Raw genomic sequence first — 21,714 nt, 5'->3', positions numbered from 1 at the left:
GGCCTCTATGTCCGTCTCGGCCCGGGTAAGCGTCCGAGTGCCGGCGTTCGCGCCCACAACCAGCTTTCCGGGTTGGACAGGCAGGGCAGGGGAGAGCGGGTGGGTGGCGATTACCGGAAAGTCGGGCATGGCGTTAAACGGGAGCCAGGAACGCACGCACCGCGTCGCCCACGGTTCGCTTGCTCCGTGGCCGTAGGGTCAATAAGGAGCGTCCATGCGAGGTAGGGCAGGGGATTCAAAGGTTGCATCCAGCGCGCTCCGTGAGGAGCGCCGTCCGCATCAGGTCTTCGCTTGTGCGGCAGCGGGCGTAAACCTCCTGAACCCGGCGGGCATGCTCAGCAGGGTCGAACGGCCCCTCGAGCTGCTCACGCAGGAGGCGGTCGAAAACTGCGCTGGCGTGCCCGCTCCAGCTCACGACTCGCAGCCCACGCACGAGGCCGGTTTCGCTCTTGACGAGGACGAGCGACAGCGCCTGGTACGTGCCCGGCATATGCGGCGGCAGCTCGCGGTCCTCCGGGTCAGTCACGAGGCGATGGAAGTACGCCTGATCGCTCCAGTCCAGGATGCCGGCCACTCGAAACAGCACGAATAGGGTGTGGTTGAGCTGGCAGAGGCCGAGGGGTACCGAGCCAGGGTGGAACGCCTTGATGTCTCGCGCAGCTAGGTTGGCCAGGCAGATCTGCAGCAGATGAGTGCCGCAGAAGATTCGGTACTCGAAACGGTTGCCGAGCCACCTGGTGACGCCGGGGATGAACGGTTGGCCGACGATCAGTTGCCAATTCTGGTTGTCGTCTGTTGCGGACATGCGAACTCCTTTCTAGGGACGCGTGGAACAACGAAGAAAGAAAAAACACCTCCCCTTGGAGCGGCTCAATGTCCAGCAACGGTGCGGTTTTTATGCGCCCACCAACTTGATTTCTCCGTGGAACATTTAGGGTATTCGAAGGGTGTTTTGAGTTCGCCAGCGGAGGTTAACAGAAACTGGTCATAATGAGAATAAAGACCAGAATTAAAAGTAAAACGACTCATATAGAACGCTATACGTGCGTATTAGAACGCATCTCTGTATATTTGCCACGCCCCATCGTATTGGACGTTCAGATCCCGGAGGCGACGCGCTCCCGGCAAGATTCAATACCCACCTGAGCGCAGCCGTTGCAGTGGGCCGCGGCGTACCGCGAGATGGGGGATATTGAGACTGCCCGAGAACTTGAAGTACAGATCGAACAGGAAACCGAGAATGGTCCGCGTCACTGAAGTCCAATACGACCAGGTTGAGAAGGCGTGCACGGAACTGTTTCGAGCGGGTGAAACCGTGTCCTTTGCAAAGGTCTATTCTGCTATCGGCAATCGGGGGGGGCAGCAGGTAGTCAGCGACATGATCCGGCGCTGGCGCCAGGAAACCGCCGCGGCCATCACAGCAAAGCGCGAAAACACCGCCCTGCCAGAAGAACTGGTAGCCGAATCCGACAACCTGGTGGCAGCCGTCTGGAAGCTGGCACTGGCCGGGGCCGAGGAAAGCTACCAGCAGAAGCTTGGCGACCTGGCAATGAAAGAGGCTGAGTGGCAGGTGCGACTCGCAGCGGCCGATGAGAAGGTGGCTGCGGTCGAACGTGAGAACCTCATCGTGAATGGAGAGCTCAAGGAGGCAAAGGCAACGCTAAAGGCTCGAGAACACAGCCTGGCCAAACTGGAAACACGCCTTCGGGAGCAGCAGGCTGCCCTCGCCGCCCGCGACCACCAGATAACGGCATTGCGGGAAGACCTGGCAAGGGCGATGACGACGCTCGAGTCCGAGCGCACCCGCCACGACGAGGTGCTCCGGGCTGCACGGCATCAACACGATGAGTCCATGCGCCAGGAGCGAGAGCGTCATGCGGCAGAACTTGCCCAGGTGCATAGCCAGGCCGAGGCCGACCGCCGGCACTTCATGCAGCAGACCGACGACCTGCGCCAGGCGCATAAGCTGCAGGCGGAGCCTTTGCGGGAGCAACTCGAGGGACAGAAAGTGGCAGCGGAGTCTTATCGGAAGCAGGCCTACACGGCCCGGGATGAGGCAGCACGCTGGCAGGGACGCGCGGAGGTCGCCCAGGAGGAACTGGCCGCAGTGAAGAAGATCTTGGCCAAGGTACAACGGCATCGAGAGAAGCATGTGGCATCACCGATCACGCCACCCGGAGCCCGCGGAGACGCGCCATGAGTCTCCTGATCCTCGACGGAGGTGGGTCGGCAAGCGTGGAGCCCAAGCGTTCTAGCCACCCTCTGCTGGGTGTAGTACTGCTGCCGGAAGGAAGCGGGTGACAGGTCGCCCAGTCGAGCCTGCTTTCGCTGATGGTTGTAGAAGGGGCCCGCTTACTTAGATTGCGTAACCGTACCTGAGCGAAGCCAGAGCTTTGAACCGCTGGACGTAACGTGCGAACAGCGCTTTCGCCGTCTGCTCGACGGCCTCGGGCACCATAAGGGGCGTGCCGCACCCGCCACCGCTGCGGCCCGTCTCCGAATACCTGGCGAGTGCACTCGAGGCGCGAGACTTCCCAAATACCGCCTTTTGCCACGCACACCCGTGCTCTCTGCCGTGCCGTTGCGGGCCAAGGATGGCTTTGGTAAGTGCGGCGATCACGAACCCGCTCCCGCGCTTCATAAGCCCGCCCAACTCCGTGAGCAAGGCATCGACGCCAACGATTACCAGGCGCGAACGTGCAACGTCTCCTATGCTGCTGACCAGCTTCGTATTCATGACCCGTACTTCTCCTATTCAGGGCAAATCCTATTAAATTGCTTGCGTCTTCGGCAAGGAGACCCCGACCGCCGCGCAGGATGCACTGGCTGCGAGGGACTGCAGGCATGCCCGAAGAGTGCGATCGCATGCGCGACGCGGTGAAGCCACGGCAGCCCGGGCTGGGAACGGGTTCCCGGCCCTGCCCCCTACCGCAGCAGGTTGCGCAGCACGTACTGCATGATTCCGCCGTGGCGATAGTAGTCCGCCTCGCTGGGCGTTTCGATGCGGACGATTGCGTCGAATTCGACGTCTCCGGCTTTCACTTTCACCGTTGCCGGGGTGCGGTCCTCGTTAAGTGCCGTGATGCCGACGATGTCGAAGGTTTCCTCTCCGGTCAGGCCGAGCGACGCCGCGTTCTCGCCCTCGGGGAACTGCAGCGGCATAACGCCCATGCCGAGCAGATTCGAGCGATGGATGCGCTCGTAGGACTCGGCGATCACCGCGTGCACGCCCAGCAGCAACGTGCCCTTGGCGGCCCAGTCGCGCGAGGATCCGGAACCGTATTCCTTGCCGGCCAGGATGACCAGCGGGGTGCCGGCGGCGATATAGGATCGCGAGGCGTCGAAGATGGTGGTGACCGGCGCATCGCTCTTCGTGAAGTCGCACGTGTAGCCGCCCTCGGTGCCTGGCGCGAGTTGGTTGCGCAGGCGCACGTTGGCGAAGGTGCCGCGGATCATCACCTCGTGATTGCCTCGGCGTGAACCGTAGGAGTTGAAGTCGTGTTGCGCCACGCCGTGAGAGAGCAGGTAGACCGCGGCCGGGGAATTCTTCGCGATGGAGCCGGCGGGGCTGATGTGGTCGGTGGTCACCGAGTCGCCCAGAAGAGCCAGCACCCGGGCACCGATGATGTCGGCGACCGGCAATGGCGTGCGGGGCATGTTCTCGAAATACGGCGGCTTGCGGACGTAGGTCGAGGCCGCATTCCAGGCGAAGAGGTCGCCGTGCGGCGTGGGCAGCGACTTCCAGCGCTCGTCGCCCTCGAACACGTCAGCGTAGCCGGTCTTGAACATCTCCGAGACGATGGACGTGTCGACCACCGCCTCGACCTCACTCGCGGACGGCCAGACGTCTTTCAGGAACACGTCCTGGCCGTCGCGGCCTTTGCCGAGAGGCTCTCGGAACAGGTCGATGTCCATGGTGCCCGCCAGGGCGTACGCGACCACCAGCGGCGGCGACATCAGGTAATTCATCTTGACTTCGGGGTGGATCCGGCCCTCGAAGTTGCGGTTGCCGGAGAGCACCGACACGACGGACAGGTCGTGCTCCCTGACCGCCTCGCTCACCTCCGGAATCAGCGGTCCCGAGTTGCCGATGCAGGTCATGCAGCCGTAGCCGACGAGGTTGAAGCCGAGCGCATCGAGGTAGCGAGTGAGGCCGGCACGCTCGTAGTAGTCCGTGACGACCCTGGAGCCGGGCGCGAGGCTGGTCTTCACCCACGGCTTGCGGGTCAGCCCCTTCTCGATCGCCTTCTTTGCCAGCAGCGCGGCGGCGAGCATCACCGTGGGATTCGAGGTGTTGGTGCAGGAGGTGATCGCGGCGATGACCACCGACCCGTGATCGATCTCGCACCCGGTGCCGTCGGCCAGCGCGACCGGCACGGGGTCGCGCAAGCGATAGCCTCCGGCGGGCGCCTCGGCGAGATGATCGCTCGGGGACGGAGAGTGGACCGTCGAGCTTTTATAGGCCGGCGGATCCGAAGCCGGAAACGATTCGGCGACCGCGTTATCGTATCCCCGCTGCTTCTGCTCGGGCTTGTGGATGAATGTCGCCAGCGCGCCGTGGAACGCTTCCTTCGCTTGCAAGAGGGGGACGCGATCCTGCGGCCGTTTGGGACCGGCGATCGAGGGAACCACAGTGGAGAGATCGAGTTCGAGCACCTCGGAGTAGCGCGGCTCGGCCTGCGGATCGTGCCAGAGCCCTTGCGCCTTGGCGTAGGCCTGCACGAGATCGATCTGCTCGGATGAGCGCCCGGTCAGCTCGAGATAGCGCAGGGTTTCGTCGTCGATCGGAAAGATCGAGATCGTGGAGCCGTACTCGGGACTCATGTTGCCGATCGTCGCGCGATTGGCCAGCGGGACGGCGCTTACGCCGGGGCCGTAGAACTCGACGAACTTGCCGACCACGCGGTGGCGGCGAAGCATCTCGGTAATGGTGAGCACCAAGTCGGTAGCGGTGGAGCCTTCGGGCAGTTTGCCGGTCAGCTTGAAGCCGAGCACCTGCGGAATCAGCATCGACACCGGCTGGCCGAGCATCGCGGCCTCCGCCTCGATGCCGCCCACGCCCCACGCCACGACCCCGAGTCCGTTGACCATCGGCGTGTGAGAGTCGGTTCCGACGCAGGTGTCGGGATAGGCGACGGCGGCCCGTTCTCCTCGCGCGTGAAAACCACCCGGGCGAGGTGCTCGAGGTTCACCTGGTGGACGATGCCGGTGTCGGGGGGCACGACCTTGAAGTCGTTAAAGGCGTCCTGCCCCCAGCGCAGGAACTGATACCGCTCCAGGTTGCGCTGGTACTCGATCTCGACGTTGCGCTCGAATGCCTCCGGCTTGCCGAATACATCGACGATCACCGAGTGGTCGATGACGAGCTCGACCGGTGCAAGCGGATTGATCAACGTCGGGTCGCCGCCGAGCGAGCCCATGGCTTCCCGCATCGCAGCCAGATCGACGACGGCGGGCACGCCGGTGAAGTCCTGCAGGATCACCCGGGCGGGTGTGAACGCGATCTCCCGGTCGGGCCTGGCGCCCGGATCCCACGCGGCTAGCGCCCCGATGTCGTCGGCGGTGACGTCGCCCTCGTTCTCGGTGCGCAGCAGGTTCTCGAGCAGGATCTTCAGCGCGTATGGAAGGCTTGCGACGTCGGCCCCCTCGCCGGTTACCGCGTCGAGCCGGTAGATTTCGTAGGCCTTCGCCCCGACCTCCAAGGTTCCACGGGCTCCGAAGCTGTTCTTGCTTGCCATGACGCGATCTCCTCCCGATAGGGTTGTGCCGGCCCTGCCTGATGTTTACACCGTACGGTTGACGAGCATCTGCTTGATCTCGGCGATTGCCTTGGCAGGATTCAGGCTCTTCGGGCAGGTGTTGGTGCAGTTCATGATGGTGTGACAGCGGTACAGGCGGAACGGATCGTGGAGATAATCCAGTCGCTCGCCGGTGGCTTCGTCGCGCGAATTCTTCTCCCAATCGCCGTAACGTATCGGATCGAGGTCGTCGCCCTCGGGCGTGGGTCGCTCGCGACGTTTGGAGTCGGGCGGGTTAATGTGCGCTGGCGCTGGCGCTGGCGGCGGAGCAGGTGCAGGTGCAGATCGATCGGCGGGTTGTTCGGGTGTCGGATCGGAGCGCATGCACTTCATCGCATCATCGCCGATCGGCTGCCCGATACGCGACGCGGATAAGCATTTCCGGACTTGCGCGAGGTCATCACACACCTGGCGCAATCAATAACCGGTAAATTCTTCCGTGCGGATATTGTCCTCGCTGACATCGAGACTCACCAGCAGTGCCCGCATGGCCTTGACCATGCTGTCCGGACCGGACAGGTAGTAAATGGGCCTATGCAAATCCGGTACGTATTTCCTCACCATCGCGGCATCGACGCGCCCGTGCTCTCCGGGCCACTCGTCGGGTGCCTCGGTGACGGTCGGGACATAACGGAAATTCGGATTCTCCTTGGCCAGTTGCTCGAAGTCACTTTTCAGCGGCAGATCGGCCGGCGTGCGGCTAGTGTGCTGAGTTAGAAATTCGCATACAAAATCGTTCAAGGCTGGCGAGGATGTCGTCAGTTGATTTGGTCCATGCGAAGGGTTTGGGATCATCGTTGTAGCGAGCAAGGTAGTCGCGGATGGCCTGCTCGAGTTGGCGGGTGGAACGGTGGGTGCCGCGACGAATCTGTTTTTCGGTGAGCTCGGCAAACCAGCGTTCGACCTGGTTGATCCAGGAGGCCGAGGTCGGGGTGAAATGGACGTGGAAACGCGGATGACGGGCAAACCAACTCCTGACCTTTGGCGTCTTGTGCGTGCCGTAGTTGTCCATCACCAGATGGATGTCCAGACCGGCTGGGACGTTGGCTTCGATGGTGCGCAGAAAGGCCAGAAACTCGCGGCTGCGGTGGCGTCGGTGCAGTTCCCCGATGACTTCTCCGGTGGCGACATCGAGCGCCGCAAACAAAGTCGTTGTGCCGTGGCGCATATAGTCATGCGTTCGCCGTTCGGGAAGTCCCGGCGCCAGCGGCAGGATCGGCTGGGTGCGGTCGAGCGCCTGGATCTGGCTCTTCTCATCGACGCACAACACCATCGCCTTGACCGGGGGATCCAGATACAACCCGACGATGTCGCGGACCTTGTCGACGAACAGCGGATCGGTCGAGAGCTTGAATGTTTCCTGCCGGTGCGGTTGCAGGCCGAAGGCGCGCCAGATGCGGCTGACCGCCGTCTGCGACATCCCCATCTCGCGCGCCATGCTGCGCGTACTCCAATGGGTGGCATTCTTCGGCACCGTTTCGAGCGTCTTGGCAATCACCGCATCGACACGGGTATCGTCGATCGTACGCGGCGCCCCCGAGCGCGGGGCATCGAGCAGGCCATCGAGCCGATTCGCGTCAAAGCGGTTGCGCCATTTCGATACCATCTGCTGCGACACCGACAAGCGTTGCGCGACAACCTTGCTGTCGACACCCGTCGCACACTCGAGAACGATCCGCGAGCGCAATGCGAGCGCCTGCGCGGTCTTACGCCGACGCGTCCAGGCTTCAAGCTGCTCGCGCTCGCTCTCGTTCAGCACGATCTCCACCTTCGGTCTGCCCATCGCTGCCTCCTGTCGCCAATCGTACGGCATGAGAGACCAGCGGATGAGCTAGTTGTTCAACAAATTTTTAACTCAGGACACTAGCGTGCAGCAAGGTGATCTGATGCGTGGTCCTGTCATGAGTGGCCTGGGCAATCATGCTGCGCACCGGGGTGACGCCGATGCCGCCGATGATGAAAACTGCCGGAGTGGATTCGGTCTTATGCAGCGTGAAGTCACCGTACGGCGCATCGAGCTTGACCTCGGTGCCGATCGGCAGATTCTTCAGCACCCGCTTGAAGGCGGTATCGCGCATGCGGGTCGCGGCGACCAGATCCGGCTCGTAGGGTGCCTGCATCAGTGAAAACCCGCGGGTATTGCCTTCGTCGTCGGTCTCGGGCGGGTCGATTAGCGTGAAGTCGGCAAATTGTCCGGCGCGAAACTCGAATCCTTCCGGCTTGGCGAAGTGAAATGCCATGGTGCCGTCAGCAATCATCTCTTTACGAATCAGTTTGACGTTGGTCTGCATGATGCAAAACCTCCTTCAGGCTTGTTGCACACTGTCCTGGTTGCCGCCAGCGAAAACCCAGGAGAAGACCGTATATCGCAACGCCATCGAGTTCGATCGGCGTGGCGGCATTGATGAACACTTCCACCAGTGCGAGCAGTGCTGCGACCGCCGCACGATCTTGCTCGCCGGATAACGGACCTTCGTATGCTTCCATATTGGTCGACATGCCGCTCGGCGGCCACGCTGTGGCACGCGATGGTCGACTTCCACTTACACGCCTTGGCCGAGCTTCTCGTTGAGATAGTCGCGCAATACCACCGCGTTGTTGTGCTCGGTATCGTGCGAGCTGTACAGAAGAACGACGTCGCCCGCGCGAGCCGCCTCGACGATCGAGGCCCACGCCTCGGGATGCGTGTCGAGCTCGATCCTGTAGCGGCGCTGGAACTCCGGCCATTTGGTCACGTCGTGCTGGAACCAGCGACGCAATGCGCCGCTCGGCGCAGCCTCCTTGAGCCAGTCGCTGAATTGCAGGGATTCCTTCCTGATTCCGCGTGGCCAGAGCCGCTCCACCAGGAACCGGGTTCCGTGGGCGTTGTGATGCTCGTAGACTCGCTGAAGCTCGATCATGGACGGACCTCCGGCCGCGGCGCAGCGAGCCGATCATCCGACCGCTCCGCTCGGTCTGCTTTATTGTCAATCGGTATGTCATTGCAACGCGGCGGCACCCGCCCCGCGCACCGTCCCTTTCTGCAGAATCTCGTCGATCGGGGGAAACGCGGCGCGCGCGACTTCCGGAACCGGCTTCCAGCGCTCGCCCGGTGCATAGCCGACAGGTTTCGTCCCCGGGCCGTCGCCGGGAGCGCCGACCACGATGCGTCCGACCATGCCGGCCATTTCATGCGGCTTGCAAAAATAATCGTAGACGCCTTGCACGGTGAATACGTGCTCGAATGCCGCGGCGCGCTTGGGATTCTCGGCGAGCAGAACTCCGGAATCCCACGCCTTGGCCGATACGGGAATCCGCAGCTCATGATTGTCGTTGCTCGGATGGTAGGCGGCGATCGAATGGAACCCGCTGAGCTGCACCCACCGAACCGTGTCGCCGGGGGCGATGTGAACGCCGGCCGGATCGAAATACGTGTCGCCCGCCGGCGTCTGCACCAGCTTGACTTCCACTGTCGCGGCGGTCGCGGGCGCCGCTTCGCCGAGTGCTGCGGCGACCGTAAGGCACGCCACCAGGAGAGCTTTGCGGCCAGCCGCTGCCTTCATTCGCCTCAGTTTCATGTCCAAGCGCCTCTGCACGATCGATATTTACTTCATCTGTGCCTGGACGTCGGCAGGGCTGATCAGCCATTGAACGATGTGGTAGTGCGGCTCTTCCACGCCGGGATGCCCCGGGTTGTACTGAATGTCAGTATGGTTGAGCTTGATGCCCGCGGCGACCTCGCCCAGCGTCTCGAAATTCTTGTGAGCGTCGAGGTCCTTGAGCGGAACCATGTACGTGATGTTGACCAGCTTGCCCTGGTGGTTGTAGCCGAGGAACGGCCCGATCGGCAACGTCGCCGGATCGACATACAGCGTTCCCAATCCCGGCACGAAGTCCGGCAGCTTGACCAGCGAGCTGACTTTCTTGAAGCTCGTAGGCGGCGACGTCGTGATGTCCGCGGCGGGGGCGGGCGACGCGACCATTGCCAAGGGCAGCGCCAGTGCGAGTCCGGCAATCGTGCCGCGGCACCGCACAAAAAGGGAGTTGCCGTTTCTCATCATGTCGAATCTCCTCGAGTAAGAAAGACGTTCAATAAGGATCGAAACGCCGTCGATGCGCAGAGTCTCCGTTTTGGCAAGTCGCGGCTTCGATTTGTGCGTGGCGATGATGCTTTGACACTAGCGCGGGCTTGAAGGCGCGAATGTAGGCGGATCTTGACGCTTCGCGTGCGGATTTCTCGATGCCGGACGGGTCGGTGCAGCGCCCCTCTCGGATGATCCAAATCTCCCTACACAAATCATCAAGCATTCCTGATGGTCGTTCGCGTCGAACCCAGACACAGTTCGTTCAACCGGAGTTGCACAAGAAATGTCGTGATGTCGGCTTGAGGGAGGCAACGCTGAAGTCATTCGGCGGCATGCCCGCTGATCCGCGGTGTGCACAATGTCGAATACCGGCAGCGGCACCGAAGAAGCTGCGTATCGAGCTGCCGGCGTGAGGATCAGGTAATCCCCCGGCAACTCAGGATGGGGAGCGTAGTTCCTTGAATGGAGCGTTCAAAATGGAACAGCAGATGTATCCGAATGCCACGCAAAATCTAGCGCAAAAGCGAAGGGAACTGGCGCCGGAGATCCACACCGCGTTTCGCGAATTCGGGAAGCGGGTTTTTTCCGACGGCGCCTTGCCGGAGAAGACCAAGCAGCTCATCGCGGTGGCGGTCGCGCATGTCACGCAGTGCCCCTACTGCATCCGCGGCCACACAGAGCTCGCAATGCAAAAAGGCGCGACCGAGCAGGAACTCATGGAAGCGATATGGGTTGCCGCCGAGATGCGTGCCGGGGCAGCGTACGCACACTCGGTTATCGCCATCGACGCGATGCATAAAGGGGAAGCCAAGGCAAGTGCGTGAACGATGTCTATCGTGCAATACGTCCCGTTGATGCTTATGGCTGGAAGGACTACCGATGAAACTCGAAGGCAAAATCGCGATCGTCACCGGGGCAGCAAGCGGCATCGGCAAGGCCATCGCGCAGCGCTACGCCCGTGAAGGCGCGAAGGTCGCCATCGCCGACCTCGATCTCGATGCCGCGCAGGCGGCCGCCACGGAGATCAAGAGCGCTGGCGGGGAAGCATCCGGCGTGGCGATGGACGTGACCTGCGAAGACGCGGTCAATGACGGCGTGGCAGCGGTGGCCGCCGTCTATGGCGGGATTGACATCCTGGTCAGCAACGCCGGCATCCAAATCGTCCACCCGGTCGAGGAGTTCAGCTACGCCGACTGGAGAAAGCTGATCGCCATCCACGTCGATGGCGCGTTCCTCACCACCCGTGCGTGCTTGCCCCACATGTACCGTGCTGGTCGCGGAAGTGTCATCTACATGGGCTCGGTACACTCCAAGGAAGGTTCAGTACTGAAGGCGCCTTACGTTACCGCAAAACACGGGCTGATCGGACTCGCCAAGGTGGTCGCGAAGGAAGGCGCCGCCCACGGAGTTCGCGCGAACGTCATTTGTCCCGGTTTCGTGCGCACCCCGCTTGTGGATCGTCAAATTCCCGAACAAGCCCAGGAACTCGGTATTTCCGAGGATGACGTCATCAAGAAGGTCATGTTGAAGGAAACGGTCGACGGCGAATTCACCACTGTCGACGATGTCGCCGAGGTAGCGCTCCTGTTCGCCGCGTTCCCCAGCAAGGCACTCACTGGGCAATCGCTGGTGGTGAGTCACGGATGGTTCATGCAGTGAGGGTCGGCATCCGGTGCACGACCACGCCGACCAGCGGATCGACCGGATCCATCCACGCCGCCCGATCCAGCACCCTCGTCGCGTCGGCGTAGCCGAGTTGCCAGCGCTCGTCGATGGCGGTGCGGGAGAAATCGATGTCCTTGCTCGCGAGCTCCCAGCCCCGGTCCCGGTTGCCCAGATGCACGATGTCCATGGTCGTGTGGCACCCCCGTTCCGCGAGCTTTCGCATTTTCGGATCCTTGCGCTTTGCCTCCGACAACTGGCCATAAAGCTCGCGAATCACTCGACGCAGATTGTGCATCGCCTCGTAAGTCTCTACGTTGCGGTCGGAACGACTCGCGTACATGATGTCCTTCTGTCGGTCCAGGGTCTGGCTGATCGAATGAGGCTCGTGACCGCACGCGCTCCACAGGTCAACCATGAAGCACAGCGTATTGACTCGCGGATAATCGTCGAGCACCACATCGAGCGGCGTGTTTGAGTAGACCCCGCCGTCCCAGTACAGCTCGCCATCGACCAGTACGGGAGGAAAGGCCGGGGGTAACGCGCTGCTGGCCAGGATGTGCTCGATGCCGATGCGCTGGAGTGAATTATCGAAATAGCGTAGTCGGCCGCTCGCGACATGCACCGCTCCGAGGCTGAAACGTATGGATCCGTTGTTCAGATACTCGAAATCGAGGCTCTCCAGCAAGGATTCACGCAACGGACCGGTATCGTAGAAGCTTGCGGTATCTGCCGATCCTGCATTGCCGACGCCGAACGGCAGGAATGGGTGAGGTGAGAAGAAATGCGGTCTTCCGCCGATCATGGAGGCTATCGCCGTCCAGTAGCTGTAGGTCTGGCGCACGACGTCTGGCAGTCTGCGCAAGTCGACTGGATCCTCATGCACCACGGCATTCCAGAAACGCTTCAGAGATTCGAGGCGTTGGCCAGGGGGGTTGCCGGCGATGATCGCCCCGTTGATCGCGCCGATCGACGTGCCGCCCACCCAATCCGGTGTGAATCCATGCTCGTCGAGCGCCTGAAACACCCCCACCTGGTATGCACCCAAGGCGCCGCCTCCTTGTAACACCAGGGCGACGCGCCGGGTACCGGGCCGCACCGGAAAATCGAGACTCCCTGCCACGGCGTTGCTCCTTCTTGTGCTTCCACCGATTTGAATGGGCAACTCGCGCTCAGTCGAGTTGCGTGATCCCGTGCTGGATCGCGAATTTGACGAGATTGGGAAGATCGCTGATACCCAGCTTGTGCATCATTCGACTGCGATAGGTATCGATCGTCTTCGGCGACAGAAAAAGCATGGTTCCAACCTCGGCACTCGTTTTCCCCTCCACAATCAGCTGCAGAATTTGCCGTTCGCGACGACTCAGGCTGTCCAGTGGGCTCGTCCGGTGGCGCTCGGCAATGTAGTCGTCAATCACGGTCGCGGCGATCTTCTGACTGAGATAGCGCCGCCCTGCGTGGACGACACGCACCGCCTCGACCACCTCGACTCCAGCAGAGTCCTTCAGCAGGTACCCGCGCGCACCCGCCCGAAGGGCCCGGAAAATATGTTCCGTCGTTGAATGCATGGACAGAATCAGGATCTGCGTTGATGGACAAGCATCTTGCATTTGCAGCGTCGCCTCGATTCCATTCAGGTCGGGCATCGCAATGTCCATGATCGCCACATCCGGCTGAAGTCTTTGCGCTTCGCGCACAGCCTCGCGTCCATTCGCGACGTCCCCGACCACGTCGATTCCAGGCTGCGCTTCGAGCAAGGCACGCAGGCCGTCACGCACCACGGCGTGATCATCCGCGAGCAGGACTTTGATCACGTGCATCCCCATTTATTGTCACGATAACTCTGGTTCCATGCCCCGGCGCCGAGTCGACCTTCAAGTGCGCGCCGACCGCAGCCGCGCGCTCGCGCATGATCATCAAGCCCCAGCCGTGGTCACGGGCCGGTTGATGAACTGTCGTCGGATCAAAGCCGTCGCCGTTGTCGGCGACGGTCATGCAGATCGACTGAGGCGTCGTGCGAAGGGTCAGCACAGCCTTGTCCGCCCGTGCGTGCTTGGCCACGTTCGCGAGCGCGTTCTGGGCCATGCGAAAGAGCGCGTGCTCCGCCGTTGGCGTCAACCGACGAACTCGTCCCTCTTCAACAACTGAGGTCGCCACTCCGGTTCGCTTGGTGAACTCCTCTGCGTACCAGCGCAAAACGGGTGCGAGTCCGAAGTCGTCGAGGACAGCCGGCCTCAGTTCGGCCATGACGTCTCGAATACTCTGCGCAGTCTCTTCGACCATCTTTAGCGAATCGTCCAATCGGGCCCCGATCTGCACCGCCTGACCCGGCGCCAGCTGACTCTTGGCAATCGTCAAATTGATACTGAGCGCAGTCAGCTTCTGCCCAACCAGATCGTGCAGCTGACTGGCCAGTGCCCGTCGCTCCGCTTCCTGAACTTCAACCATTCGGCGCGATGCCTTGGCAGCTTGCAACTTCTCGTTTTGCTCTTTGATGAGTTCCGCTTGCGCTTCGCCGATCGCGGCGGATCTCATCCATAGGTGCAGCAGGCCTGCCAGAAGCAGCAATGAAACCGCGTTGAGCACGCGATTGACGAAGAAGGTCTCCGCCAAGCTGAATGAACCCTCCGGGACCTGCAGTGCATATACAACGAACGTCACTGCGATAAGCAATCCTGTCAGGGTCCACAGCAGAACTCGACTACGTGTCGCGCCGCCGAGGACCAGAGGCAGTCCGTAGATTGTGGCGACGTCGAGCTCGATCCATGTCGTGAAGTCCGCGACGATGACCGCGATCGCAACCGCGAAGATCACCGCAAAACGTACGGCACGATTCTCGCGTAAGCCCGACCCGAAGAATACAGAGCTGATGGCTATGTCTTTCTCCTACACGGACACTGCCGCAAGTACCCGCAGCCCTCGTGGGCGGATGCTCAGATCCGGCGGGCCGACCGCGTCATTTTGCCAAAACGGCAACACACCGACGTGACGGCGTCATCGCGCGCTCATTGCAGCTCTGACTTCGTTCACCAATCAGCTGGAGTGTAGCTTTCATGGAGCTGCACGTCTGTCAGGAAGATTTGATGGACTGACTCGGAACGATTCGATCTTGGAAGGGTTGTTACGTTCGGCAGCCTGCGAGACTCAGAGCGTGTTATGAACTTGCTTCCAGCGCCAGCCGGAACGCGGCCACGAAATGCCATTCCCCTTCAGTGACATCGCTCGGGTAGGGTTTTCTGCTCACAACGATCAAAAAACATCAACTATATCGGCTGCATAAGTTCATAACACGCTCTAACCGCAGGGCTCCGGCGCACGAGCGCCGAACAAGACCGATTGGGGAAAGAAAGTCTTTTCTGCCCTTGTCCATCGCCAAGCCCGCAGGCGAGAACCGATCACGCCAGCGCGGGATCGCCAGGGGTAACGATGAACGCATGACCAATGGCAGGTTCGGCCTGCGGACGGTCTGTAGGGACGGGGTTGACAGAAAGCCCACTGGAGCCGCGTTAGGGCGGAAACGACTGCTCTGACGCAGCGCTTAAGGAGGAATTTTAGCCGCTAAAATATTTGACAGGCTGGTAAAAGTATAGCTATACTTTTACCAGCCTGATTGGCGGCTGGCGTCGCTGATTTCAATCATCTGCGGAATGTTATGAGTGCAGTCCATCATCATGAAGAAGAGGTTAACCGAAGCGCAGTTTCTGGAGGCCATTAAGGGCCTCGAAATCGGGAAGCAGACCCGCGAAATCGCCTGGGGTGTGCTGGTCGAGGGGAAGAAACAGGCCGAGTACGTGACAGTCTTGGGCGTGACCAAGGGAGCAGTCTGGCAAGCGGTAGAACGAGTATGGGGGGCGCACATAACCAAGGCCGTACCGGATGGATTTGAGCGAGTCACGGCAGTACTACCCGAGCATCAGGCGTTCATCGTGAAGAAGTGGGCCGAGGACGCCAAGAAAAAACAGGAACCCAAAGCATGAAAACGATGGTCACGGCAAACCAAAAGGGCGGCGTCGGGAAGACTTCGACGGTGGTGCATGTCGCCTTCGATTTCCTCGAGCGCGGCTTGCGGGTTGCCGTGATCGACCTGGACACCCAAGCCAATGCGTCCTTCACCTTGCAGGGCCACCAAAGTGGCTATCTGGCGAGCCAGATGTTCGACCTAGACGCTGACAGCCTGCGACAGTGGTTCACTTGCCGCGTGGACGGGCCCGCTATTCACTTGATCGCGTCCGATGCCCGTTTGGCGGACATGGAGAAGCGCGGAGTGTCCGAGGCGAGCGCGAGCTTCAAGGCTAATGTGGTGGCCCTGGCCGATTGCGGCTTTGATGTAGTGCTGGTGGATACCGCCCCTTCGCTTGGCGTCGGAATGGCGGCCGCACTCTTCGCGGCTGACTATGTGCTGTCGCCCATCGAGCTGGAGGCATACAGCATCCAAGGCATCAAGAGGATGGTCACGACCATTGCGAACGTCCGCAAGGTCAATACCAAGCTGAAATTCCTCGGGATGATGCCGAGTAAGGTGGACGCCAGAAACCCCCGCCATGTGCGGCACTTGGACGAGCTACACAAGGCGTATCCGCAATTGATGATTCCGGCCAGCGTCGGCCTTCGCAGCAGCATCGCCGACGCTCTGGCGAGCGGCGTACCTGTCTGGAAGATCAAGAAAACCGCAGCGCGTAAGGCGGCGAAGGAAGTCCGCGACGTTGCCGACTATGTATTCACGAAGATGGAGATTGCGTAATGACCGCCGTTAAGAACGCCAAGAAAAAGGTCGTCGAGCAGCCTCAGGCGTCCGGGCTGGGCCTGGATAGCATCGGTGACCTGTCGGGCCTCCTGAATGAACCCGAGCCCCTTGCCCGCGGCGCGGGCCCCTTGGAGTTGCCCTTGGAGCTGATCGACGAAGATCCGAACCAGCCCCGCACCGCAGACAACCCCGGCTTCTCGCGCGAAAGCATCGCGGAGATTGGGCAGACGATCAAAGACCGGGGCGTGAAGTCACCGATTTCAGTGCGCGAGAACCCGGAGGCTGAGGGGCGCTACATCATCAACCACGGCGCCCGTCGCTACCGTGGGTCGCAGTGGGCCGAGAGAGCGACCATTCCGGCCTTTATCGACAACGATTACAACCACGCCGACCAGGTTATCGAGAACCTCCAACGCAACGAACTCACCCCGCGCGAGATCGCGGACTTCATCGGCCGCGAGCTGGCGACTGGCAAGAAGAAAAGTGAGATCGCCCGCGAGATTGGCAAGTCTCCGGCGTTCGTGACCCAGCACGTGACGCTGCTCGATCTACCCGACCCGATCGCCAAGGCGTTCAACACCGGCCGGGCCAACGATGTGACCGTGGTCAACGAACTGGTGACGGCGTTCAAGAAGAACCCGGAAGAGGTTGGCGTCTGGTTGGCCGACGACAGCCAGGAGCTGACGCGGGGATCGGTCAAACTGCTGCGCGAGTTCCTGGAGGACAAGCGCCGGCATGGTGACGAGGACGAGCCCAATCCGAATACGGTGGACGCCATGAGCAGCAAGACTGACGTTGCTGCCGAGGAAGGGGAGCAAGGGTCGGATTCCAAGAAGGGGAAGAAGGAGGCTGACTCAGATAAATTCAAGAAGGCGATCATCCAGGTCGAGCACGATGGCCGCCTTGCCCGGATGATCCTCAACAAGCGCCCGCCAGCCGAGGGCTGGGCCTGGTTGAAGTATGAGGATGACGGAATGGAGTTCGAGGCCGACTTGATCCAGGTGAAACTCGTCGCGCTGATCGAGGGCTGACGGGATGGACGCGGCTCGGATAAGGCGGGCTGAGGCCGTCAAAGCTGCTCAGCGCCGCCTTGCCGAGGTGGTGCGGGCCGCGGGCGAGCAGCGCGATCAGGCCGAGCGCGAGCTCGCCGATGCGGCGCAAACCGTCGATGACCTCGAGGCGCAGCACGAGCAGGTCAAGGCGGAACGCGAAACCCTGCAACAACGTCTGGAAGAGGCCCTCGCCAAATCCTAAAAGCAGACCGTCGAGATTCCGCAGTAGCATGAACGATGGGGGCGGCTGAGAAAGCCGTTCAGGCTGCAGCCGAACAACACGCGGTCGAAATGGCGAGGGCGAGCGCGCTCCTGGATCAGGAGCGCGCTCATCACCTGAAAGAGCCCGAGCAGCTTCGAAGCGAGCTGAAGCAGGCGGGAACGGACCTCGAAGGCTGTATATAGCGCGGCCGAGGATTTGCCAGGAACACCGCAAGGAAGTGGCGAAAGAGGCGCAGCGCTGCGCCGACAAGCTGATAGGGGCGCAGAAGGACCGTGACGCGGTCACAAAGGACGCCGCGGCGCGCGAAAGTGCCGCGGGTCTTACCGGTCAGGTCAAGACACTCCAAGCCCAGAACGCAAAGCTGATGGAAGCGATCGGTGGCAAGGGGCGCTGACGATACTTGAGCAGGCCCTCGCCGGTGTGGCGGTTCGACGCAAACGCGCTGATCCTCGACACTGAACGACTGAGCTTGGCGATGGCATGGAGAGCGTCGATCGGAAGGTTTGCCTCGACCTCGTCGAGTGCGATCCGGCAGATCGAGCGGTCCTAGTGATCAGATAGACAGCTCCGACCCGCTTTCTATACACGAGTCAGGTGAGAGCGCAGTCGCGAACCGTTTTCGTTAACAAGACCGATAAAACATAGAATTGTCGACCTAACTCAAAGGGGGGCTCTTAGTGAAACAAAGACTTCTTGTGATGAATGGTTCGCGGATCGTTCAGAACGAGCGAGAAGGCCAGTGGTACACCGACAAAGTCGATAAGGCCGGGGCTTTGAGGCCCGGTATATACAACTTGTATCTTGCTAGCCGAGCAGACAAGGCCGCCGCCCACAGCGGCGTAATCCTTCATGCCGACAAGGAGCACGTATACCAGCAAGTAGGCAAGAACTACGTCATGCACGATCGCTCAGACTTCGATAAAACACCGGAAATTGGGAGCGCCAGAAGTATCAGCTACGACGCGCAAGGCAAGGCCAGCGTGTCCGCCGAAACGGTCCAGCTCAGTCGAGGGCGCTCTCGGTAGCTTTTAGCGGCTAAAACGGGAGGTCGGCGTGAGTGGGTTGGGAATGGGCGAGCGTGCACCGTGGGGAAATTTTCCCAAGGTCATCCGCAACGGAGGCTTGGGCGCGTTGAAGGATGAACCCGATACAGGGCTGCCAAGTCCGGCGACCCCGAAGCCGCGTTGATTCTCGCGGACCGGTTTTTGATCGTGAGCGAGATCAAGGCCGTGGTTGGGGAGGACTGGCCAGTGCTGATGCCGGTCTTGGCTGCAGAAGACGCCAGTAACAACAAGATCCCCCAGACGATGGCGGAAGTTCTTGCGGATCGGTTTGGGCTCGATATCGAGCTGGATATCATCCAGCGGAAAAAGGCTGAGTATCCCCAAGTCCGGCGCTGCTAGCGGTCGGCACAAGAAAGCTGGTTTATGCATAGTGCAGATTCTGAACCATCCCGGCCTTCAGCGACTGCCTAGATTCAATGCAGGTAACTGATCTGTGCTGTCATCCCAGCAATCTTGCCCCGGACAGCACCTCGGCCCTTGCCCACCTTGGGCCTCAGGCCCGCTTCGGGCGGCAATGCGTGGATCATCTGCCGCTCAAGTTGTGTGCGTCAAGTTGTGCAAATTGGGTGAGCACGGCTTGGTTGATGTCATTTCGCTTTCGGCGCCGCGCAGGGCGTAGCCCGAAGCGGCGCTGAAAGCGGGCGGCCAGTTCATGCGGCCAGCCGCAGCGCCTCCTTCTTCTGCTCGGCGAGCAGAGTCATGTTCAGATAGCGGGAGCTATCGTCAAGTCTGGTGTATGAAATCCACTCGGCATGACCGATCAGGCGGCGAGCCGCTGCTGTTCCTGCTCGTGCTCTTTCACCGGCACCCCGTCTGCAAAGACGACTCCCTGCATCAGTTCGGCAATGCGTTCGGCCTTCTTGATACGGCGCCACGACTTCTCGGCTTCCTGCACGAGCTTCAAGGACAGGCCCAGGAACGTCGAGCGCGTCACGCAGTTCTTCGTGCGGGTCGTGCGGTGACGCACGGTGGCGAAGGTCGACTCGATTGGATTGGTCGTGCGCAGATGAACCCAGTGTTCGGCAGGAAAGTCGTAGAAGGCGAGCAACGCGTCCCGGTCCTTGATGAGTTTTTCGGCCGCCTTCGGGTATTTCGCCTGGTAGCTCTCGACGAACTGCTTGAACGCCTGCTCGGCCAGCGCGCGGGTGGGCGCCATCCAGATCTCGTGGAGGGCCGCTTTGGCTTTCGCCTGGAGCGACTTCGGCAACGCGTTCAGGACGTTGGCGGTCTTGTGCACCCAGCAACGCTGGCGTCGCGTCTCGGGATAGGTCTCGTCGAGCGCGCCCCAGAAACCCAACGCGCCATCGCCTACGGCCAGCCGAGGACCCCGTTCGAGCCCACGGTTCTTCAGGTCGCGCAGCAGTTCGAGCCAGGATGCCTTGGATTCACGCAGTCCATCACCGACCGTGACCAACTCCTTGGTGCCGTCGAGCTTGACGCCGATGATCACGAGCAGGCACTGACGGGCATCGTCTTCGGCTCGCAGACTGGTGTGCACGCCGTCAGCCCACCAATAGACGTAGCGAGCATCGGACAGATCCCGTTTCATCCAGTCGGTGTAGTCGCTCGCCCACTCGGCCTTCAGGCGGCTGACCACGTTGGGCGACAGCCCGCGTGCCTCCTCGCCGAGCAGCACCGTGAGCGCCTCGCGCATGTCGCCGGTCGAAATGCCCTTCAGGTACAACCAGGGCAGCGCGGCCGACACCCGCGCCGAGCGGCGAACATACGGCGGCACCAGGGTCGAATTGAACTTCACGCCGCTGCCCGAGCGATCACGGACCTTGGGCACACACACTTCCACATTGCCGACTGCCGTGAGCACTTCGCGGGCCGGCAGATAGCCGTTCCTGACCACCGCCTTCTGCCCGCCCAGCATCTTCACGTTCTCGTAGTCGGCCAACAATTGCCGCACCTCGACCTCGATCGCCTTCTGGATCAGATCGCGCGCACCCCGTCGGATCAGTTCCTCCAGCGACAGACCCACCTCCGATTGCTCAACCGACTGCCTACTCGTATCCTTCTTCATGGCGTGACCTCCGTGGTTGCTGAAAATCGTTCTCGACAAACCATTCTCAGCAGAGGCACGCCGCCTCATCAAGTCTTCATATCAAGATCTGCTCATACACCAGTCCTGACGATAGCTCCACGGCGTCGGAGAGAGAGGATGGCGACGCGAGTCGAATCGTGGGTGGTAACGGATGCGTTCTGGCAGCGGGTGGAACCGCTGGTACCGCAGCGCGTGCCGTCGCCAGACAAGCAGTACTTGCGCAAGCCCGGCGCCGGTCGTCCCCCGAAGCCGGCGCGACAGGTGTTCGAGGCCATCGTGTACGTGCTTCGCACGGGTTGCCAATGGAAGGCCTTGCCCAAGGAGCGCTTTGGCAGCGCCAGCGCCATCCACAAGCGCTTCCTTGAATGGGAAGAAGCGGGCTTCTTCGAGGCAGTGTGGAAAGCGGGGCTGGCCGAGTACGACGAGATGGAGGGCATCGCCTGGCGCTGGCAAAGCGTCGATGGAGCCATGATGAAGGCCCCCTTGGCGCAGGAAGCCGTCGGCCCCAACCCGACGGATCGGGGGAAAAAAGGGCAGCAAACGCCATTTGCTGGTGGACGGCCGTGGCGTCCCGTTGTCGTTCATCGTGACCGGGGCCAACGTCAATGACGGCAAGCGGCTCAATGAGGTGCTCAAGGCCATCGTCGTCAAGCGCAGATGCCCGCCGGTTCGACGCAGCAAGCACCTTTGCGCCGACGCCGCGCTACCGCAGCGCCGAGAATCTTCGCACGATCGAGACGCACCGCTATATCCCTCACGTCGTTAGCCGCCGCCAGGAAGCAGACATCAAGGGAGGCGACCCCAGCAAGAAGGCAAAACGACGATGGGTCGTTGAGGTCGCCCACAGCTGGTTCAATCGCTTCCGCAAGTTGCTTGTGCGATATGAGAAGCTGGAACGAAGCTTCCTCGCCCTCAACCCCCTTGCCGCTGCCATCATCGCCTTTCGCAACGTGCCCCTCAGCATCAACATAATTTACGGATAAGTTCTTAGTCAGAGGCGCGTTTCTGTACGGTAATTAGCGTATTTTCATGATTAATGCTTATGTGATACGATAAACCT

24 protein-coding genes and 2 pseudogenes are annotated in these 21,714 nt (G+C 61.3%); 11 read left to right on the top strand and 15 right to left on the bottom strand.

From position 1 onward, the window contains the following. Window positions 1-235: 235 nt before the first annotated feature. On the bottom strand, window positions 236-805 hold the full coding sequence (locus tag PA01_00290) for a hypothetical protein (protein ID KON82524.1): 570 nt from the start codon (window positions 803-805) through the stop codon (window positions 236-238). 435 nt (window positions 806-1,240) lie between these two features. Here PA01_00290 and PA01_00285 point away from each other — a divergent pair, with 435 nt between their 5' ends. Beyond that, complete coding sequence (locus PA01_00285; protein KON82523.1) at window positions 1,241-2,200, top strand: DNA-binding protein; 960 nt, start codon at window positions 1,241-1,243, stop codon at window positions 2,198-2,200. 156 nt (window positions 2,201-2,356) lie between these two features. On the opposite strand, the gene PA01_00280 is transcribed toward PA01_00285, so the two are convergent. The 10 genes and pseudogenes from PA01_00280 to PA01_00240 form a co-directional block, all read right to left on the bottom strand. Further along, window positions 2,357-2,737: a hypothetical protein gene (locus PA01_00280; protein ID KON82522.1), complete on the bottom strand. Its 381-nt coding sequence runs from the start codon at window positions 2,735-2,737 to the stop codon at window positions 2,357-2,359. A 188-nt stretch (window positions 2,738-2,925) separates the two neighbouring features. Beyond that, a pseudogene (locus tag PA01_00275) lies at window positions 2,926-5,738 on the bottom strand (aconitate hydratase). Between the two features lie 45 nt (window positions 5,739-5,783). After that, window positions 5,784-6,122: a hypothetical protein gene (locus PA01_00270; GenBank protein ID KON82521.2), complete on the bottom strand. Its 339-nt coding sequence runs from the start codon at window positions 6,120-6,122 to the stop codon at window positions 5,784-5,786. A gap of 93 nt (window positions 6,123-6,215) precedes the next feature. Further along, entirely contained in the window at window positions 6,216-6,539 is a 324-nt protein-coding gene (locus tag PA01_00265; GenBank protein ID KAI5913740.1) for an FAD-dependent oxidoreductase, read from the bottom strand. Then, a complete protein-coding gene (locus PA01_00260; protein KON82520.1) occupies window positions 6,499-7,581 on the bottom strand; it encodes an IS630 family transposase in 1,083 nt (360 codons plus the stop codon). Before PA01_00260 ends, PA01_00265 begins: the two co-directional genes overlap by 41 nt. A 67-nt stretch (window positions 7,582-7,648) precedes the next feature. Next, on the bottom strand, window positions 7,649-8,089 hold the full coding sequence (locus PA01_00255; protein ID KAI5913739.1) for an FAD-dependent oxidoreductase: 441 nt from the start codon (window positions 8,087-8,089) through the stop codon (window positions 7,649-7,651). Then, window positions 8,061-8,297, bottom strand: a complete 237-nt coding sequence (locus PA01_18315) for a hypothetical protein (protein ID KAI5913738.1) — start codon at window positions 8,295-8,297, stop codon at window positions 8,061-8,063. Before PA01_18315 ends, PA01_00255 begins: the two co-directional genes overlap by 29 nt. A 44-nt stretch (window positions 8,298-8,341) precedes the next feature. After that, window positions 8,342-8,698 carry a DUF488 family protein gene (locus PA01_00250; GenBank protein KON82519.1) on the bottom strand — a complete coding sequence of 119 codons (357 nt, stop codon included), beginning with the start codon at window positions 8,696-8,698 and terminating at the stop codon, window positions 8,342-8,344. Between the two features lie 78 nt (window positions 8,699-8,776). Continuing rightward, window positions 8,777-9,355, bottom strand: a complete 579-nt coding sequence (locus PA01_00245) for a plastocyanin/azurin family copper-binding protein (GenBank protein ID KON82656.2) — start codon at window positions 9,353-9,355, stop codon at window positions 8,777-8,779. 27 nt (window positions 9,356-9,382) lie between these two features. Further along, complete coding sequence (locus PA01_00240; GenBank protein ID KON82655.2) at window positions 9,383-9,838, bottom strand: hypothetical protein; 456 nt, start codon at window positions 9,836-9,838, stop codon at window positions 9,383-9,385. Between the two features lie 500 nt (window positions 9,839-10,338). On the opposite strand from PA01_00240, the gene PA01_00235 reads away from it, so the two are divergent. Continuing rightward, a complete protein-coding gene (locus PA01_00235) occupies window positions 10,339-10,686 on the top strand; it encodes a carboxymuconolactone decarboxylase family protein (protein ID KON82518.1) in 348 nt (115 codons plus the stop codon). A 55-nt stretch (window positions 10,687-10,741) separates the two neighbouring features. Next, window positions 10,742-11,521, top strand: coding sequence for a 3-hydroxybutyrate dehydrogenase (locus tag PA01_00230; protein ID KON82517.1), 780 nt, complete (start codon window positions 10,742-10,744; stop codon window positions 11,519-11,521). On the opposite strand, the gene PA01_00225 is transcribed toward PA01_00230, so the two are convergent. The 3 genes from PA01_00225 to PA01_00215 are packed head-to-tail and all read right to left on the bottom strand — an operon-like array spanning window position 11,511 to window position 14,338. Further along, window positions 11,511-12,647, bottom strand: a complete 1,137-nt coding sequence (locus tag PA01_00225; GenBank protein KON82516.1) for a patatin-like phospholipase family protein — start codon at window positions 12,645-12,647, stop codon at window positions 11,511-11,513. The genes PA01_00230 and PA01_00225 overlap by 11 nt on opposite strands. A gap of 49 nt (window positions 12,648-12,696) precedes the next feature. After that, window positions 12,697-13,338 carry a response regulator transcription factor gene (locus PA01_00220; GenBank protein ID KON82654.2) on the bottom strand — a complete coding sequence of 214 codons (642 nt, stop codon included), beginning with the start codon at window positions 13,336-13,338 and terminating at the stop codon, window positions 12,697-12,699. After that, window positions 13,313-14,338 (bottom strand): sensor histidine kinase, encoded by a 1,026-nt coding sequence (locus PA01_00215; GenBank protein KAI5913737.1) that lies wholly within the window; start codon window positions 14,336-14,338, stop codon window positions 13,313-13,315. Before PA01_00215 ends, PA01_00220 begins: the two co-directional genes overlap by 26 nt. Window positions 14,339-15,180: 842 nt before the next feature. Here PA01_00215 and PA01_00210 point away from each other — a divergent pair. From PA01_00210 to PA01_00185, 7 genes are all read left to right on the top strand, one after another. After that, window positions 15,181-15,501, top strand: a complete 321-nt coding sequence (locus PA01_00210; protein KON82653.2) for a transcriptional regulator KorA — start codon at window positions 15,181-15,183, stop codon at window positions 15,499-15,501. After that, window positions 15,498-16,265: a ParA family protein gene (locus PA01_00205; protein KON82515.1), complete on the top strand. Its 768-nt coding sequence runs from the start codon at window positions 15,498-15,500 to the stop codon at window positions 16,263-16,265. Before PA01_00210 ends, PA01_00205 begins: the two co-directional genes overlap by 4 nt. Continuing rightward, the gene (locus PA01_00200) at window positions 16,265-17,299 is read left to right on the top strand and encodes a ParB/RepB/Spo0J family partition protein (GenBank protein ID KON82514.1); all 1,035 of its coding nucleotides are present in this window, start codon (window positions 16,265-16,267) and stop codon (window positions 17,297-17,299) included. The genes PA01_00205 and PA01_00200 overlap by 1 nt, the downstream gene beginning before the upstream one ends. Window positions 17,300-17,303: 4 nt before the next feature. Further along, on the top strand, window positions 17,304-17,522 hold the full coding sequence (locus PA01_18310; GenBank protein KAI5913736.1) for a hypothetical protein: 219 nt from the start codon (window positions 17,304-17,306) through the stop codon (window positions 17,520-17,522). A gap of 238 nt (window positions 17,523-17,760) precedes the next feature. Further along, the gene (locus tag PA01_18305) at window positions 17,761-17,937 is read left to right on the top strand and encodes a hypothetical protein (protein KAI5913735.1); all 177 of its coding nucleotides are present in this window, start codon (window positions 17,761-17,763) and stop codon (window positions 17,935-17,937) included. 283 nt (window positions 17,938-18,220) lie between these two features. After that, window positions 18,221-18,568 (top strand): conjugal transfer protein TraO, encoded by a 348-nt coding sequence (locus tag PA01_00190; GenBank protein KON82513.1) that lies wholly within the window; start codon window positions 18,221-18,223, stop codon window positions 18,566-18,568. 186 nt (window positions 18,569-18,754) lie between these two features. Continuing rightward, window positions 18,755-18,946 carry a hypothetical protein gene (locus PA01_00185; GenBank protein ID KON82512.2) on the top strand — a complete coding sequence of 64 codons (192 nt, stop codon included), beginning with the start codon at window positions 18,755-18,757 and terminating at the stop codon, window positions 18,944-18,946. 421 nt (window positions 18,947-19,367) lie between these two features. Here the strand turns inward: PA01_00185 and PA01_00180 are convergent, their stop codons facing one another. Further along, on the bottom strand, window positions 19,368-20,633 hold the full coding sequence (locus PA01_00180) for an IS256 family transposase (protein KON82511.1): 1,266 nt from the start codon (window positions 20,631-20,633) through the stop codon (window positions 19,368-19,370). Window positions 20,634-20,771: 138 nt separating this feature from the next. On the opposite strand from PA01_00180, the pseudogene PA01_18300 reads away from it, so the two are divergent. Then, window positions 20,772-21,637 (top strand): annotated as a pseudogene (locus PA01_18300) (IS5 family transposase). Window positions 21,638-21,714: the final 77 nt, after the last annotated feature.

It is taken from the genome of Azoarcus sp. PA01 (genome assembly GCA_001274695.2).
Taxonomy (GTDB): Bacteria; Pseudomonadota; Gammaproteobacteria; order Burkholderiales; family Rhodocyclaceae; genus Aromatoleum.
The sequence above is the reverse complement of the archived record's forward strand: the minus strand, read 5'-3'. Positions and strand labels throughout refer to the sequence as shown.